Source organism: Arthrobacter crystallopoietes, from assembly GCF_017603825.1.
Taxonomy (GTDB): Bacteria; Actinomycetota; Actinomycetes; order Actinomycetales; family Micrococcaceae; genus Crystallibacter; species Crystallibacter crystallopoietes_B.
Map to the genome: position 1 here is coordinate 3,962,191 of NZ_CP072014.1, position 15,591 is coordinate 3,977,781.

At 63.4% G+C, this 15,591-nt stretch carries 19 protein-coding genes; 9 read left to right on the top strand and 10 right to left on the bottom strand.

Annotated elements, in window-relative coordinates; genetic code table 11:
* Positions 1-3: 3 nt before the first annotated feature.
* The 4 genes from J5251_RS18120 to J5251_RS18135 form a co-directional block, all read right to left on the bottom strand.
* The gene (locus J5251_RS18120) at positions 4-183 is read right to left on the bottom strand and encodes a DUF3117 domain-containing protein (protein ID WP_074703315.1); all 180 of its coding nucleotides are present in this window, start codon (positions 181-183) and stop codon (positions 4-6) included.
* A gap of 181 nt (positions 184-364) precedes the next feature.
* The gene (locus tag J5251_RS18125) at positions 365-1,597 is read right to left on the bottom strand and encodes a glycosyltransferase family 39 protein (RefSeq protein ID WP_208574781.1); all 1,233 of its coding nucleotides are present in this window, start codon (positions 1,595-1,597) and stop codon (positions 365-367) included.
* On the bottom strand, positions 1,594-1,968 hold the full coding sequence (locus J5251_RS18130; protein ID WP_139004743.1) for a DivIVA domain-containing protein: 375 nt from the start codon (positions 1,966-1,968) through the stop codon (positions 1,594-1,596). Before J5251_RS18130 ends, J5251_RS18125 begins: the two co-directional genes overlap by 4 nt.
* Positions 1,969-1,998: 30 nt before the next feature.
* A complete protein-coding gene (locus J5251_RS18135; protein ID WP_208574782.1) occupies positions 1,999-2,808 on the bottom strand; it encodes a TIGR00730 family Rossman fold protein in 810 nt (269 codons plus the stop codon).
* A gap of 156 nt (positions 2,809-2,964) precedes the next feature.
* On the opposite strand from J5251_RS18135, the gene J5251_RS18140 reads away from it, so the two are divergent.
* The 4 genes from J5251_RS18140 to J5251_RS18155 all read left to right on the top strand — a co-directional run bounded on the left by J5251_RS18140 (position 2,965) and on the right by J5251_RS18155 (position 6,304).
* Positions 2,965-3,780: an amino acid ABC transporter ATP-binding protein gene (locus J5251_RS18140; RefSeq protein WP_431188543.1), complete on the top strand. Its 816-nt coding sequence runs from the start codon at positions 2,965-2,967 to the stop codon at positions 3,778-3,780.
* A gap of 50 nt (positions 3,781-3,830) precedes the next feature.
* Positions 3,831-4,679, top strand: a complete 849-nt coding sequence (locus J5251_RS18145) for a glutamate ABC transporter substrate-binding protein (RefSeq protein WP_208574783.1) — start codon at positions 3,831-3,833, stop codon at positions 4,677-4,679.
* Positions 4,680-4,748: 69 nt separating this feature from the next.
* Complete coding sequence (locus J5251_RS18150; RefSeq protein WP_139004741.1) at positions 4,749-5,444, top strand: amino acid ABC transporter permease; 696 nt, start codon at positions 4,749-4,751, stop codon at positions 5,442-5,444.
* Positions 5,441-6,304, top strand: a complete 864-nt coding sequence (locus tag J5251_RS18155) for an amino acid ABC transporter permease (RefSeq protein WP_208574784.1) — start codon at positions 5,441-5,443, stop codon at positions 6,302-6,304. Before J5251_RS18150 ends, J5251_RS18155 begins: the two co-directional genes overlap by 4 nt.
* Before the next feature lie 74 nt (positions 6,305-6,378).
* Here the strand turns inward: J5251_RS18155 and dapE are convergent, their stop codons facing one another.
* Positions 6,379-7,470 (bottom strand): succinyl-diaminopimelate desuccinylase, encoded by a 1,092-nt coding sequence (gene dapE, locus J5251_RS18160; protein WP_208574785.1) that lies wholly within the window; start codon positions 7,468-7,470, stop codon positions 6,379-6,381.
* A gap of 54 nt (positions 7,471-7,524) precedes the next feature.
* Between dapE and dapD the strand changes: the two genes are divergently transcribed.
* Positions 7,525-8,493, top strand: a complete 969-nt coding sequence (gene dapD, locus J5251_RS18165) for a 2,3,4,5-tetrahydropyridine-2,6-dicarboxylate N-succinyltransferase (protein WP_208574786.1) — start codon at positions 7,525-7,527, stop codon at positions 8,491-8,493.
* A gap of 18 nt (positions 8,494-8,511) precedes the next feature.
* Positions 8,512-9,360 carry a hypothetical protein gene (locus tag J5251_RS18170; RefSeq protein ID WP_208574787.1) on the top strand — a complete coding sequence of 283 codons (849 nt, stop codon included), beginning with the start codon at positions 8,512-8,514 and terminating at the stop codon, positions 9,358-9,360.
* Positions 9,361-9,382: 22 nt separating this feature from the next.
* On the opposite strand, the gene J5251_RS18175 is transcribed toward J5251_RS18170, so the two are convergent.
* Complete coding sequence (locus J5251_RS18175) at positions 9,383-9,994, bottom strand: hypothetical protein (protein ID WP_208574788.1); 612 nt, start codon at positions 9,992-9,994, stop codon at positions 9,383-9,385.
* A 108-nt stretch (positions 9,995-10,102) separates the two neighbouring features.
* Between J5251_RS18175 and galE the strand changes: the two genes are divergently transcribed.
* Entirely contained in the window at positions 10,103-11,116 is a 1,014-nt protein-coding gene (galE, locus tag J5251_RS18180) for a UDP-glucose 4-epimerase GalE (protein WP_139004735.1), read from the top strand.
* A 155-nt stretch (positions 11,117-11,271) separates the two neighbouring features.
* On the opposite strand, the gene J5251_RS18185 is transcribed toward galE, so the two are convergent.
* The 3 genes from J5251_RS18185 to fdxA all read right to left on the bottom strand — a co-directional run bounded on the left by J5251_RS18185 (position 11,272) and on the right by fdxA (position 14,202).
* On the bottom strand, positions 11,272-12,555 hold the full coding sequence (locus J5251_RS18185) for a citrate synthase (RefSeq protein WP_139004734.1): 1,284 nt from the start codon (positions 12,553-12,555) through the stop codon (positions 11,272-11,274).
* A gap of 193 nt (positions 12,556-12,748) precedes the next feature.
* Entirely contained in the window at positions 12,749-13,876 is a 1,128-nt protein-coding gene (gene dapC / locus J5251_RS18190) for a succinyldiaminopimelate transaminase (RefSeq protein ID WP_208574789.1), read from the bottom strand.
* A 2-nt stretch (positions 13,877-13,878) separates the two neighbouring features.
* Positions 13,879-14,202, bottom strand: a complete 324-nt coding sequence (gene fdxA / locus J5251_RS18195; RefSeq protein ID WP_139004732.1) for a ferredoxin — start codon at positions 14,200-14,202, stop codon at positions 13,879-13,881.
* Positions 14,203-14,293: 91 nt separating this feature from the next.
* Between fdxA and J5251_RS18200 the strand changes: the two genes are divergently transcribed.
* Positions 14,294-14,536 (top strand): hypothetical protein, encoded by a 243-nt coding sequence (locus J5251_RS18200; protein ID WP_240793009.1) that lies wholly within the window; start codon positions 14,294-14,296, stop codon positions 14,534-14,536.
* Between the two features lie 72 nt (positions 14,537-14,608).
* Positions 14,609-15,103, top strand: a complete 495-nt coding sequence (locus J5251_RS18205; RefSeq protein WP_139004731.1) for an ArsR/SmtB family transcription factor — start codon at positions 14,609-14,611, stop codon at positions 15,101-15,103.
* On the opposite strand, the gene J5251_RS18210 is transcribed toward J5251_RS18205, so the two are convergent.
* Positions 15,100-15,591, bottom strand: a complete 492-nt coding sequence (locus J5251_RS18210; protein ID WP_208574790.1) for a hypothetical protein — start codon at positions 15,589-15,591, stop codon at positions 15,100-15,102. The two genes, J5251_RS18205 and J5251_RS18210, sit on opposite strands and share 4 nt — an antisense overlap.

Here is a 15,591-nt window from a genome sequence, read left to right on the forward strand (position 1 = left end):
GCCTTAGCTGGCGACACTGTCGGTGACACCGAGCAGGCAGTCCTTGAGATTGCCGGCCTCTTCGGCGTTGAGTTCCAGTACCAAGCGGCCACCGCCGTCGATCGGAACCCGCAGAATGAGGCTGCGCCCCTCTTTGGTGACTTCCATGGGTCCGTCACCTGTACGCGGTTTCATCGCAGCCATTTGGTTTTCCCTTTCACCGTGGGCGGACAAGTCCGTGACCTGTTCGCCCGTCAACATGTCAGCACGGCAAGATTTGGCAGTCGGCCGTGCGTCATCCATTCACCATTATCGCGTACATCACAGGCCGGTGCTAATCATCCCGCCACGTGTCAGACATCGTGTCGGAACGCTACAGCCAGCACTACGGCGGGTAGTCTCCCCCACCGGGCAGCTCCGCCCAGGACCACAGCCACGCCACCCAGACAATCTGTCCGGCAAGGAACATCACGCCCAGGCACACCCGGTAGGCGGTACTGCGAGAGGCCATTGCGGCCACGAGCGCCAAAGGGAACAGCGGCAACAGCAAGCGGAACGTGCTGGTTTGCGGATGCAGGAACGCGAAAAGGTAAGCGGCATAGGCAGCACACCACAGCCGGAGCTCCATGCCGATTTTCCGCGCCGGCGCGCTGCTTAGGCACAACACTGCCGCTGCCACCAGCACCAGCGGAGCAAGTACGCCGGCTACGGGGCCGAACAGGTCCTTGCCCATATCGAACCACGGCATGAAGAGCACCAGATCATCCCCGCGCCACGCGGTTTCCGTTGCCGTATACGCATCCATTTCGCCCGTAACGGCCCAGGCGAGCGCAGGCCAGATGAGCGCGCCGGCGCAACTAACGAGCGCCAGCGCTACGATGCGCAGGAACTCTGGCGTCTGAAGTTCCTCCTGTTGCCGGCGCCAAATCCGCCACAACAAGTACACCCCCATCATCGCGGCGAATGGCACACCTGTTGGCCTGGACAGGCACATCAACAGGACCACCGGGACCGCTATCAGATAGCGCCGGGTGATGACCAGATACAGACTGCCGGCCAGCAGCGCGAGGTTCAGTGATTCGGCATAGGGAACCTGCAGTATCGGCGATACCGGAAAGACGGCCACAAACACCACGGCCCAAAGGGCCGTGCCGTGCCCGGCAAACCGCCGGAACAGCTTGTAAATGATCCCTGCCGCCAAGAAACCGGCCAGCGTCGCCGCAACAGGGGCAAGGACCTCCCAATCCAGACCCGTGGCCGCGTTCAGCCCGCGGATGATCGCCGGAAACAATGCGTAGAACGCCCACGGATTTTCCTCGGCCTGACCGTCCCCGGCACGGGGGATTTCGGACGGATACCCATCCCGATAGATCTGCTCGTACCAGGCGCTGTCCCAGATACCGATGAAGGAAAGGTAATCGGGATGGGCGCGGCCCCAAGGACTCGGTCCTTGTTGGCGCGCAACCGCGAGGAAGACAAACAGCGAGTAGAGCCGGGCCAGTGTGTAAAGGACGACCACGTGGATCCACCACGGCAAGGCAATGACCCGCTTTTTCCAAAACGCCAGTTCGTCCCTAAGGAAGCTGCCGGCTCCACTTTGGCGCGGCGGACTAGTCATGAGGCCGGCGGGAGCGGAGTTCCGTCGTCGTTCTTCCAGTGTCTTTCTCTCCTGAATTCGCTGATGAGTTCGTCCCTTGCCGCCAGTTCCCGGCGCAGCCTGTCCAGGACCTGGTCCACCTGGTCCATGCGGTAGCCGCGGAAGGCCACTGAGAACCGCAGCCGGTCAATGTCTGAGGCAACAGGGTGTTCGGGCAACAGCACTGCCGGCAGCCGTGGATCGGCTTCGCTCAGTCCGTCCAGCGCCGGAACTTCACCTCTTTCCCAGCCTTGGCCGGCCTCCGTCTTGGCGCGCCGGCTGACCCGTCCGGAGACAACCAAGGCCACGGCGCCTGCGGCGGCTATGGCGAGGAAGACCAGGAACAGGCTCACGGAACCATCGTGCCAGATGCGGCCATGACCTTACACGTCCACAATGCTCTCAGAGGGGCGGCCGCGGGTCTGCAAGAGTCCCGCCAGGATCCCCTCCACCGCATCCTCTGCGGTATCCACCACGCGCACCAGATCCAGGTCGACCTCCGCGATCATGCCCTCCTCCAGCAACGTGCCGCGGACCCATTCGATGAGCGGGCCCCAGAAGGCACTTCCCACCAGCACGATGGGAAACGACGTAACCTTCTGCGTCTGCACCAGCACCATGGCTTCGAACAGCTCGTCCATGGTTCCGAGGCCGCCGGGCAACACGATGAAGCCCTGCGCGTACTTGACGAACATGGTCTTACGGGCGAAGAAGTACCGGAAGTTAATCCCGAGATCAACCCAGTCGTTCAGCCCCTGCTCGAAGGGCAGTTCTATCCCCAGTCCCACGGAGAGCCCGCCGGCTTCGCTGGCACCTTTGTTCGCCGCTTCCATCGAGCCCGGACCGCCGCCGGTGATGACAGCGAAATTATTCTCCACCAGCCGTCGCCCGATCTGTTCGGCGATGTCGTAGTGCTTGGTGCCGGGACGGGTGCGGGCCGACCCGAAAACACTGACGGCAGGCCCCAGCTCGGCGAGCGTGCCGAATCCTTCCACAAATTCACTCTGGATGCGCAGCACTCGCCAGGGGTCCGTATGGGTGAAATCCGCTTTATCGCGCGTGTCCAAAAGATACTGGTCGGCCTGCGGGATATTCGCCTGGGAACGGCGCAGTTCCACGGAACCTTTATGCCGTGAAGGCAACCGTGCCGCGATATCGGATGGCAGCGGAATTTCATGCTGGTGGTTACTCATCCCCCAAGGCTACCTACCAAACCCGCGCGGCGACGCGGTTTTTGCGACGTTTATCCAACCGATAGCCGAATCGGCCACATTAAACTTCAATCACGATTCGGCCATTCGTTCCCCCAAATGCATTGCTCCGTGGGAATCTTTCGCTAGATTCAAGTCATGACCCGTGACGCCCAACACAGTGAATCGACGCCGACCGCATCCAGCAGCGAGGCTGCCGGCCGTTCTCCACACGCAACCCAGCCTCTGGTCCTGCTCAAAGACGTCAACAAGCACTTCGGTTCGCTGCATGTGCTGCAGAACATCAATCTTGAAGTCACCAAGGGCGAGGTCGTCGTCGTTATTGGTCCGTCGGGCTCCGGTAAGTCCACGCTCTGCCGTGCCATCAACCGCTTGGAAACGATCGACGACGGCGAGATCCTCATCGACGGCAGGAAGCTTCCGGCCGAGGGCAAGGAACTGGCCAATCTGCGCGCCGATGTCGGCATGGTGTTCCAGTCCTTCAACCTGTTCGCGCACAAGTCCATCCTGGAAAACGTCACGCTCGGGCCGCTGAAGGTCAAAAAAATGAAGAACGGCGAGGCCAAGGAGCTGGCGATGAGCCTGCTCAAGCGCGTCGGTGTCGCGAATCAGGCGGATAAGTTGCCGGCCCAGCTCTCCGGCGGCCAACAGCAGCGCGTTGCGATTGCCCGCGCCCTGGCGATGAAGCCGAAAGTCATGCTGTTCGACGAGCCGACGTCTGCGCTGGACCCGGAGATGATCAACGAGGTGCTGGACACCATGGTCCAGCTCGCCAAAGAAGGCATGACCATGATCGTGGTGACCCACGAAATGGGCTTCGCGCGCAAGGCTGCGGACCGGGTGATCTTCATGGCCGACGGCCAGATCGTGGAGCAGGCCACGCCGGAAGAATTCTTCACCAATCCCAAGAGCGACCGTGCCAAGGACTTCCTGGGCAAAATCCTCAACCACTGACCTCCCCGACCGGAAATTTCATCCGAAGTAATCACTAGCAAGGAGAAAACATGCGCAAGACCCGCTTTGCAATGGCGGCAATGGGTGCCATTGCCGCACTGACACTGTCCGCCTGTGGCGGCGACGGCGGCGACGGGGGCGAAACGGCCGGCAGCGGAGAGGGCGAAACCCTCCGCATCGGCATTAAGTACGATCAGCCGGGCCTCGGCTTCTCATCTGGCGGCGAGTTCACCGGTTTCGACGTCGACGTCGCCAAGTACGTCGCCAACGAGCTGGGCTACACCGAGGAACAGATCGAGTTCGTCGAATCCCCTTCGGCCAACCGCGAGAACATGCTGGCCAATGGCCAGGTCGACATGATCTTTGCGACCTACTCCATCACCGACGAACGTAAGCAGACCGTGGACTTCGCGGGGCCGTACTTCGTCGCCGGCCAGGACCTGCTCGTCCGCGCCGAAGACACCGAGATCCAGGGCCCGGACGACCTCAATGGCAAGAACCTCTGCTCCGTCACCGGCTCCACCTCGGCCCAGCGGATCAAGGACGAGCACGCCGAGGAAGTGAACCTCCTCGAACGCCCGGGTTACGCCGAATGCGTGACGGCGATGCAGAGCGGCCAGATCGACGCCGTCACCACCGACGACATCATCCTGGCCGGCCTGGCTGCCCAGGAGAACTTCGCCGGGAAGTTCAAGGTTGTCGGTAACCCGTTCTCTGAGGAGAACTACGGCGTGGGCCTGCCCAAGGGAAGCGACCAGTGCGCCGCCATAAATGCAGCAATCAACAAGATGGTTGAAGAAGGCGCCTGGGAAGAAGCCCTTGCGGCAAACACCGAGGGTGTTGACTACAAGTTCAACGAGGAGCTCAACCCGCCGAAGCCGGGCGACTCCTGCGCGTAGTTCCAGATGCTGTGGGGCAGGCCTCCTGGTCTGCCCCACAGTCAAGCAAAGTCACTCCCATGAGAGGGGATGGACAGTTTGTCAGAGTATTTCCAGAGCTATCTGACGGCGCTGGAGACCTATGATGTCGTTGCGGCGCTGTGGGTCAATATCCAACTCACCTTCTGGGCCGGTCTGTGCTCGCTGGTACTCGGCACCATTCTGGCCCTGATGCGGATATCCCCGGTACCGAGTTTCCGCTGGGCCGGCACCGCATATGTCAACATTTTTCGAAATACGCCACTGACCATCATCATGGTCTTCTGCATCCTGGTTGCCATCTTCCAGCTTCAACTGAACCTCTCCAGCGACTTCAATTTCAACTTCTTCCTCTGGGCGATCATCGGTCTGTCGGTCTACCACGCCGCCTTCGTCTGCGAAGCCATCCGAAGTGGCGTCAACACCGTGCCGCTGGGGCAGGCCGAGGCGGCCCGTGCCATCGGCCTGAGCTTCCTTCCGGCGGCACGTCTGGTGATCCTGCCCCAGGCCTTCCGTGGGGCCGTTGCCCCGCTGGGCAATACGCTGATCGCGCTGACGAAAAACACCACCGTGGCAACAGTGGCGTCCGTTGCAGAAGCCGCCGGTCTGATGAAGACCATGATCGAGTTCCGGCCTGACGTCATCATGGCAATCTTCGCTACCTTCGCACTGGGCTTCGTCATCATCGTCATACCTATCGGTCTGTTGACGACCTGGCTTTCCAACAAACTGGCGGTGGCACGATGAAAATCCAGCAAAGCGTCCTCTTCGATGCACCCGGTCCGAAGGCCCAACGCCGGATCCTGGCCACCAACGTCCTGGGCATCATCCTTTTCCTCGGTGCCGCGGCGTTCGTACTCAAAGGGCTAAACGACCAGGGCCAGCTCGAGGCGGAACTATGGAGACCGTTCCTGACCGCCGATGTGTGGCAGTTCACTATCCTTCCCGGGCTGATGAACACGTTCAAGGCAGCTGCCGCGGCCATCGTCACGTCCGTGGTATTCGGCCTGATGTTCGGCGTCGGGCGACTCGCCACAAACCGCGCGGTCCGCTGGCTCTGCGGCATCGTTGTCGAATTCTTCCGTGCCGTTCCGGTACTGCTGATGATGATCTTCTTCTGGCTGCTGCTTGGCCGGCTCCAAGTCGTTGAACCCGCCGACACTCCGTTCTTCGCCGTCGTGCTGGCGCTAACGCTTTACAACGGTTCGGTAATCGCGGAACTGGTCCGTTCCGGCGTCTACGGCCTGCCTAAGGGACAGCGCGAGGCGGGAATGGCCATCGGTATGACCCGCGGCCAGTCGCTGCGCAACATCGAGCTTCCGCAGGCTCTGGTAGCCATGCTGCCCTCGCTGATCAGCCAGTTCGTGGTCATCCTTAAGGACTCGGCGCTCGGCTCCATCATCACCTACTCCGAACTACTGCGTGGCATGCAGATCTACGGCTCGGCCGGCCCCATTCTGCAGGCCCTCACCGTGGCCGCGGTGCTGTTCATCATCGTGAACTTTGCGCTTTCGTGGGTGGCGCAGAAACTTTCCGGGCTGCTCAGCAGCCGCACGTCCGGAAAGACACGGCCCGTCAGCGTGCCGACGCTGGTCGCCAAAGTCTGACAGAAAGAACAAAACGGCTGAGGGTCCCCGGCAGGCATGCTGCCGGGGACCCTCAGCCGTTAAGAACCGGAAGGCTAGGCCGAGAGCCACCTTTCCAAGGCCCGGAAGCATTCGCGGATGGCCTCTGCCGGAACATGCTCATTGTCCGTGTGGGCCAGGAGTGCATCCCCGGGGCCGAAATTAACGGCGGGAATACCCAACGCGCTGAAGCGGGCCACATCGGTCCAACCGTATTTAGGCTTCGGCTCCGCGCCCACAGCCGCCACGAAGTCTGCGGCAGCCGGATGGTGCAGGCCGGGCCGGGCGCCCGCTGCCGCATCGGTCCGGACCACGGCGAAGCCGTCCAGCAGGTTCCGGACGTAGGCCTCGGCATCGTCCGGAGACTTATCCGGGGCGAAGCGGTAGTTGATTTCGACGACAGTACGGTCCGGAATGACGTTACCGGCGGTGCCGCCGTGGATCTTCACCGCATTCAGGCTCTCCCGGTACTCGAGGCCGTCCACAGTGACCGTGGCCGGCTCGTGGTCCCGCAGCCGGGCCAGTATCTCCGCCGCCGCATGTATGGCGTTTTGCCCCATCCAGGCGCGGGCGGAATGGGCTGCCTTGCCCACCGTGGTCACTTCGAACCGGCTGGTGCCGTTGCAACCGCCCTCCACCGTGCCGTCCGTCGGCTCCAGCAGAATGGCGAAATCACCCTGCAGCAATTCCGGATAGTTGTCGACCAACCGGCCCAATCCGCTGAGCGAAGCTTCGACTTCTTCATGGTCATAAAAGACATAGGTCACGTCCCTGGCCGGATTGGCCAAGCGGGCGGCCAGTGCCAGCTGGACGGCGACGCCGCCCTTCATGTCCGTGGTGCCGCGGCCATAGAGGACCTCACCGTCCCAGCTGGACGGGACGGTTCCTCGGGATCCGGCCGCCAACGGCAGCGGGACAGTGTCCAGGTGGCCGGCCAGGATAACGCGCTCGTCGCGGCCAACATTGGTCCGGGCAACAATGGCATCGCCGTCGCGCGTGACCTCAAGGTGCGGCAGTGCCCGCAGCGCCGTCTCCACAGCATCGGCCAGTTCCCGTTCATTACCGGAGACACTATTTATATCAATGAGCGCCGCCGTAAGGTCGGCAACATCGGAGGTCAGATCCAGGGCAGTGGTGAAAGCAGTCACTCCCCTAGCGTAACCGTGTCAGGACGCTCAGATCTCGTCGGTAGACTTGAATGCATGCCTGAGAACAACACCGCTGCAACTGTCTCCCGTACCGCCTACGGCACCGGCCTTGCCACCGTCGCTTCCAACGGAACCGTTCTGGATGTCTGGTACCCGGCTCCCGGCCTCGGCCAGGCTCCCGCCGCTGCTGAGACCGATGCCGAACTGAAGTCCCTCGCAGAGCAGGGCGACGACGCCGAGCGCGGCACCCGGCTTGAGCTGGTCAGCCGGAGCATTGAGCTTGACGCCGCCCCGGCCGACACGGCCGATGCCTACCTGCGGCTGCACCTGCTCTCGCACCGCCTTGTCACCCCCAACTCGCTGAACATGGACGGCATTTTCGGCCTGCTGGCCAATGTCGTCTGGACCAACTTCGGTCCCTGTTCCGCGGAGAACTTCGAGGCAACGCGTCTGCGGCTGCGCCGCCGCGGCGCAGTCACCGTCTATGGCGTGGACAAGTTCCCGCGCATGGTGGACTACGTCCTGCCCTCCGGCGTGCGGGTTGCGGATGCGGACCGCGTGCGGCTCGGCGCACACCTGGCGGCAGGCACCACGGTCATGCACGAAGGCTTCGTCAACTTCAACGCCGGCACACTCGGCACGTCCATGGTCGAGGGCCGGATCTCCGCCGGCGTCATAGTCGCGGACGGCTCCGATGTGGGCGGCGGCGCCTCCATCATGGGTACCCTCTCGGGCGGCGGCAAGGAACGCATCAGGATCGGCGAACGCGTCCTGCTCGGCGCCAACTCCGGCGTCGGCATCAGCATCGGCGATGACTGTGTGGTGGAGGCCGGTCTTTACGTCACCGCCGGCACCCGGGTCAACCTGCTGTCGGCCGACGGCGAAGCCCGCCAGGTGAAGGCAGTGGAGCTGTCCGGCGTATCGAACCTGCTTTTCCGCCGCAACTCCATTTCCGGCGTCGTTGAAGTCCTGCCCCGCAAGGGCCAGACCGTTGAGCTCAACGCTGCCCTGCACGCCAACTAGAAGGTACGTGTAACCACAATGGCCCGTTCACGGCGGCGCCGTCGCAGCCTTCTCGTGCTGCTGGTGCTGCTTGCCTTGGTAGTGGGTGGCCTCTGGCTGGCTGCCACCTCCATCGACCGTTCCCAGTTGCTCGTCCGTGAGCGCTGCACCGCTGTGGTGGGTCCGGAGACCTTTGAACTGGCACCGGACCAGGCGGCCAACGCAGCCCTCATCGCCGGTATTTCCATGCAGCGCGGGCTGCCCGCCCGCGCTGCCTCGATTGCCCTGGCCACGGCGATCCAGGAGTCGAAGCTGCGCAACATTGAGCACGGAGACGACGCTGGTCCGGATTCGCGCGGCCTGTTCCAGCAGCGGCCCACGCAGGGCTGGGGCAGCGAGGAGCAGGTCATGGATCCGGTCTATGCGACCAACCGTTTTTTCTCGGTGCTGGAAGAGATTCCCCACTACGAAAGCCTGCCGGTTACCGTCGCAGCGCAGCAGGTTCAGCGCAGCGCTTATCCCGAAGCCTATGCAGACCATGAGGGCGAGGGCAAAGCCTTCGCCTCAGCGTTGACCGGCCACTCCCCCGCCGCCTTGAACTGCGTGCTCAAGGAAGCCGAGTCAGCGGGCGACCCTGTCGAGGTTGAAGGCGCCCTGGAGGTCTCGCACCCCGGGTTGGAAACTGCGGTCGAGGACGGGACCCTGCGCGTGAAGGCCGGCGACAGGAAAGGTTGGGCGGTAGCCCAATGGGCCGTGGCGTCAGCCAAGGAACTCAATATCGACTCGGTGTCCTTTGCCGGCCTGAGCTGGCAGCGTTCCCACGGCGAGTGGCTCGCCGCCGGATCGGAAACCGGAACTGTGGTCATCACGGTGGCGGACCGGCCCTGAAGCCGGCCAGCGGTAGCCGTGACTAGACGAGCAGTTCAACGATCGGCTGGATGAAGCTCCGGTACGCCCCCTCGTCATCGATCAGGGACTGGTTCAGAAGAACCTTGTCAGGTTCCACATACCAGGCGCGGCGTTCCCGCAGTGGCAGTTCGATGAACTTGAGTTCGAAACCGCGGGCATCGCGGCCCAGCTCCATTTCCCGGTCCTGCACCATCTGCCCGATCAGTTTGGTCTTGCCGCTGGCTTCGCGCTCCTCGGCCAGCTGGCGGTAATCCGCCACGCGCTCGCTGGACCAGCTCATCGCCGCCCCGAAATGGGCCTGCAGCAGCTTCTGCAGTGCTGGACTGCCGTCGAAGGCCGGGAAGGCAGGCGGCACCAACGCCTCTGCCGCGGCATGGTCCTCCTGGATCAGGAGCGACCACCATTGCTCCCATTCCCGCCGCAACGCCCGCGTCCCGCCGACATGCGCGGTCAGCTGGCGCGGATCGGCTTTCCTGACCGGTGGATCAGCACCGCACACGGCAGGCAAGCCTGCGCCGTCCAGGCCGGCCACATCATGCAAGTACAAGGCCAGAAGCAAATGCGCCGAGGTGTCGGTTGTTATCCGCCACCCGGGCCCGCCGGTGTGATGCATAGACCAAGATCCTTTCGAACCGCCCTAAGATCCACTCTAGACCGTGGTGAGGCAGGCGACCACCGCAAAATGTCAGCGCATTAGGCATCAGCTACTAGGCTTGATGCCATGAAGATTCTGGTCACCGGGGGCACCGGCTACATCGGCTCGCACACAACATTGGCCTTACTTGAGGCGGGACACGACGTGGTAGTCGTGGATAATCTGGCCAACTCCAGCGAGGAATCGCTGCGCCGTGTGCAGGAGCTGGCTGGACGGAAGGCCGCGTTCCATAAGGTGGATCTTCTCGACGAGGTCCGCCTCGGCGAAGTCTTCGATGCCGAGCGCGTCGATGCGGTGATCCATTTCGCCGGTCTGAAGGCCGTGGGCGAATCCGTGGACCAGCCGCTGCACTACTACCACAACAACGTGGGCGGCACACTCAACCTGCTGCGCACCATGGAAGCGCACAACGTACGCACCATCGTTTTCAGCTCATCCGCCACCGTCTACGGCAACTCCGATGAGGTGCCGCTAACGGAGAAGATGCCGCTGGATGCCACCAACCCCTACGGCCGGACCAAGGAACAGATCGAGGACATCCTCTCCGACCTCGGCGCCTCGGACGAGCGCTGGCACGTTGCCCTGCTGCGTTACTTCAATCCCGTAGGCGCGCACGAGTCCGGCCGGATTGGCGAGGATCCTACGGGCGTCCCCAACAACCTGCTGCCATTCGTCGCCCAAGTGGCCGTGGGCCGCCGCGACAAGGTGCGGGTCTTCGGCAGCGACTATCCGACGCCGGACGGCACCGGTGTGCGCGACTATATCCACGTGATGGACCTGGCCTCAGGGCACCTGGCGGCGTTGGACTTCATCGCCGGCAGGCCGGGCGTGCGGCGGTGGAACCTGGGCACCGGCCGCGGATCCTCGGTCCTGGAAGTCCTCGCGGCGTTCGGCAAGGCCGCGGGCTTTGAGATTCCGTACGAGCTCGCCGACCGCCGGCCCGGCGATGCCGCCATCAGCTACGCCGACGCTTCCGCCGCGTTGGCGGAACTGGGCTGGTCCGCGCACCGGACGCTGGAGACGATGTGCGAAGACCACTGGCGCTGGCAGAAGAACAACCCCAACGGCTACGCCGAATAAAGCCCCACGGCATAAAGCCAACAACGACGCCGGCGGCAGCCTCCCAGCGCAAGGAGGACTGCCGCCGCCGTCGTCCAAGCAATAAATCGCCGGTCGAGCGTTAAAGCGCCAGGGCCCCGGACAACCGGAGCCCTGGCGCTTTGCACAACTGCGGGTTAGCGCATGGGGTACTGGCGCTCGCCCTCGCCCGTGTAGAGCTGGCGCGGTCGGCCGATCTTGGTCTGCGGGTCCTTCATCATTTCGCGCCACTGGGCGATCCAGCCCGGCAGGCGGCCGATGGCGAACAGGACCGTGAACATCTTCTCCGGGAAGCCCATGGCCTTGTAGATCAGGCCGGTATAGAAGTCCACGTTCGGGTACAGCTTGCGCTCGATGAAGTAATCATCGGCCAGGGCCTTTTCTTCCAGCCGCATGGCGATGTCCAGCAGTTCGTCGTTGCCGCCGAGCTTGCTGAGAATCTCGTGTGCGGTTGCCTTCACGATCCTGGCGCGCGGATCGTAGTTCTTGTAGACCCGGTGGCCGAAGCCCATCAACCGGACGCCGGCTTCCTTGTTCTTGACCTTCTCCATGAAGTCCTCGGGCTGCATGTCGGAGGACTGGATCTGGCGCAGCATGTTGAGGACGGCCTCGTTGGCGCCGCCGTGCAGCGGGCCGAAGAGGGCATTGATGCCGGCGGAGACGGAGGCGAACATGTTCGCGTTCGAGCTGCCCACCAAACGCACCGTGGAGGTCGAGCAGTTCTGCTCGTGGTCTGCGTGCAGGATCAGCAGCAGATCCAGCGCCTTGACCATCGTGGGGTCCATTTCATACGGCTCGGCCGGAAGCCCGAAGCTCAGCCGCATGAAGTTCTCCACGAGGTTCATGGAGTTGTCCGGGTACAGCAGCGCCTGGCCGATGGACTTCTTGTGCGCGTAGGCCGCGATCACGGGCATCTTCGCCATCAGGCGGATGGTGGACAGTTCCACCTGCTCGTCGTCGAACGGGTCCAGGGAGTCCTGGTAGAACGTGGACAGCGCGGAAACGGCCGAGGAGAGCACCGGCATCGGGTGCGCGTCACGCGGGAAGCCACCGAAGAAGCCCTTGAGCTCTTCGTGCAGCAGGGTGTGGCGGCGGATGCGCTGGTCGAAGTTTTCCAGTTCCGAAGGGGTGGGCAGGTTGCCGTAGATCAGCAGGTAGGAAACCTCGAGGAAGCTCGAGTTCTCGGCCAGCTGGTCAATGGGGTACCCGCGGTAGCGCAGGATGCCGGCATCGCCGTCAATGTACGTGATGGCCGAGGTGGTGGCCGCGGTGTTCATGAAACCGGGGTCAAAGGTGACGGCACCGGTCTGCTTCAGCAGCTTCGAAACGTCGTAGCCGTCGTTGCCTTCGGCCGCTTTGAGCCGCGGGAGGTCGAGTTCGCCGCCATCGTAATGCAGGGTAGCACCGGATTGCTCAGTCATTGAGTCCCCTTCAGGAGGTGTATGGAAACTAGCGCACACACGGCGGTATCGGGGCGCCGAACGTATGCATACTCGGGTAAAACGCTACCCGCATAGTGCCCGGGATAACTAATCGTACGGTCACTTTTTGGTCACTAACGCAGGCAACATAGGCCCGGATTCGTGCTTGCGTGACCGCACAAGTCGATCAAAATCAGCTCAGCCGCTCCACGGCGGCGTCGATCCGTTCATCGCTGCCGGTTAGCGCAACCCGGATGAAACCCTTGCCCTGTTCGCCGTAGAAGACCCCCGGCCCGACGACGACACCAAGCTGAGCCAGGCGGTCCACCGTGGTCCAGGTATCTTCGCCCGCGGTTCCCCAGAGATACAGCCCGGCCTCCGAATGCTGGATGTCGATGCCGAATCTCCGCAGGGCCGGCAGCAGGCGTTCGCGGCGCCCGCGGTAGAGATCCTTCTGCGCCTGCACGTGGCCGTTGTCCGCCAGCGCGGTGCGCATCGCTTCCTGGATGGGGTACGGCACGATCATGCCGGCATGCTTGCGGCTGTTGATCAGGTTCGGCATCAACACCGGGTCGCCCGCGATGAACGCTGCACGGTAGCCGGCCAGGTTCGACTGCTTGCTGAGCGAGTAGATGCTCAAGAGCCCCTCGTGGCTGCCTTGGGCCACCAGCGGATCCAGCACGCTGGGAACGGTTTCCCCGCCGCGTTCGGGATCCCACTGGCCCCAGCCCAGTTCGGCATAGCATTCGTCCGACGCAACGACGGCGCCGATGGCACGGGCCTGGTCCACGATCTCGCGCAGCGATTCGCGGTTCCGGACGATGCCGGTGGGATTACCGGGAGAGTTCACCCACACCAGCTTGACGCGGCGGCGGAGGTCGGGCTCGAGGTCGTCCAGGTTGTCCGCGGCAACCGGAGTGGCACCTGCCAGCAGCGCACCGATGTCGTAAGTCGGATAGGCCACCACGGGCCGCACAACGACGTCGTTCTTACCCAGGCCCAGCAGCAGCGGCAGCCACGCCACCAGCTCCTTGGAACCGACGGTGGGCATGATGGCCGCTGGATCCAGATCGGAAACGTTGCGGCGGCTGGCAAACCAGTCGGCGATGGCTTCACGCAGCGCCGGTGTACCGTGCGTTGTGGGATAGCCGGGGGCGTCCGAAGCTGCCTTCAGGGCATCCTGCACCACGGCCGGCGTGGGATCCACCGGCGTACCGATGGAGAGATTGACTGCCCCGTCCGGATGCAGCGAGGCCTTTTCCAGATAAGGCTGCATCGCGTTCCACGGGTACTCGGGCAGGCGGAGACCAAAACCTTCCATGCCTACTCTTGGTTCTGGGGAGGCAGCACGGCGATGATCGGGTGGTCCTTGTGGGTGTTGCCGATCTTGGCGGCACCGCCCGGAGAGCCGAGATCGTCGAAGAACTCGACGTTGGCCTTGTAGTACTCGGCCCACTCCTCGGGGGTGTCATCTTCGTAATAAATGGCCTCGACGGGACACACGGGTTCACACGCGCCGCAGTCCACACACTCGTCGGGGTGGATGTAGAGAGAACGCTCGCCTTCATAGATGCAGTCCACCGGGCATTCTTCAATGCACGCCTTGTCTTTGACATCCACGCACGGCTGTGCGATTACATACGTCACGTCCTTGAGCACCTTTCGTTGTCAGCTACCACCAAGGGTATCGCTTGGTCCATTATCCAACAGCGGCCGAGGTCACACGTACTATGAAGGGGTGAGATCGGCTACGCCCTTGGACTTCCTGCGAGGAGCCGCGCCCGGAACCCGGGTAGTGGTACGCTACCGCATCGACGACGGCGTCACGGACGCGCTGGGCTACCTGGCCAGCGTCGGAACCGCCGAGTGCACGGTCCGCACCCGCCGCGGCGACGTGGTGGTCCCGCTGGACCGGGTCGAGGCCGCGAAGGAAGTGCCTCCTCCCCCGGCGCCGAGGGCACCCCGCGACCCGGCCCGGTAGCTTTACGCACAGAGTCCGGACTTGTGATTGGGGATCGTCAATCATCTGCCCTGCCTCACGTATGCTGGAAACATGCCATCGGACCAGGATCTTCAAGCTACCGGACGCGCGCTCAGCTCCCCTGTCCGCCTCCGCATACTCCGTCTCTGCCTGCACCGCTCGCGGACCAATAAGGAGATTGCGGAACTGCTGGAGATGAATCCGGCCACCTCGCTGCACCACGTGCGGACCCTGCTCAACACCGGGTTCCTCGAAGCGGAAGAGCCGCGCAAGGGCAACCGCGGAGCCAAAGAAGTGCCGTATCGGGCCACCCGGATGTCCTGGGGCGCCAAAATGCCCGACGCCGCACCCGTGCTGGTCGAGACGTTCCTGCAAGAGATCGACGGGCTGGCCCCGGACGAGATCGAAACCACCCGGATGGGCATCAAGCTCAATGATGCCAACCGCAAGGAAATGATGGACAAGATCCGCGCCGTGCTGGAAGAGTATGCCCGCCGCCCGGCGGATGAGGACGGCACTGCGACGTCGATCTTCCTGGCCCACCACGTGGACCGTACGGCCAACTAGCGCCGCGGTTTGAACGCCCAGGCGGCGGCCATGATGGCCAGCACGACGGCGACCGCCAGCCCGATCATCCAGATCTTTCCGGCGAGTTCGATGCCCAGCTGCATCTCGGCCGTGGTCTCGGTAACGATGAGCGGGTCCCCGAAGACACTGGTGGCCATGATGCCCACCAGCAGGTAGGTCACCATGCCGGTCAGGCCGGTGGCGAGGACATTATTCGCCCGCATGCCGACCCAGACCATCACCGCGAAAGCGAAAACCAGCGCCAGGACCGCTCCCCAGGGGTAAGCCTGGTCCCCCGCATAGGCAATCCGGCCGTGGAGATTGGTGCCCAGCACGGCGGCGATAACGCCACCAACGACGGCGGTGCCCCACCCTGCGAACGGATGTTGCCGCCGTCGTACTCTGGTTCCCGGTTCCCGGGCATCCGGGGATTTAAACGCCGGAGGCAACCCACTTCCATAGTCCGTGGGTTGCCTCTGCTCAGTCAT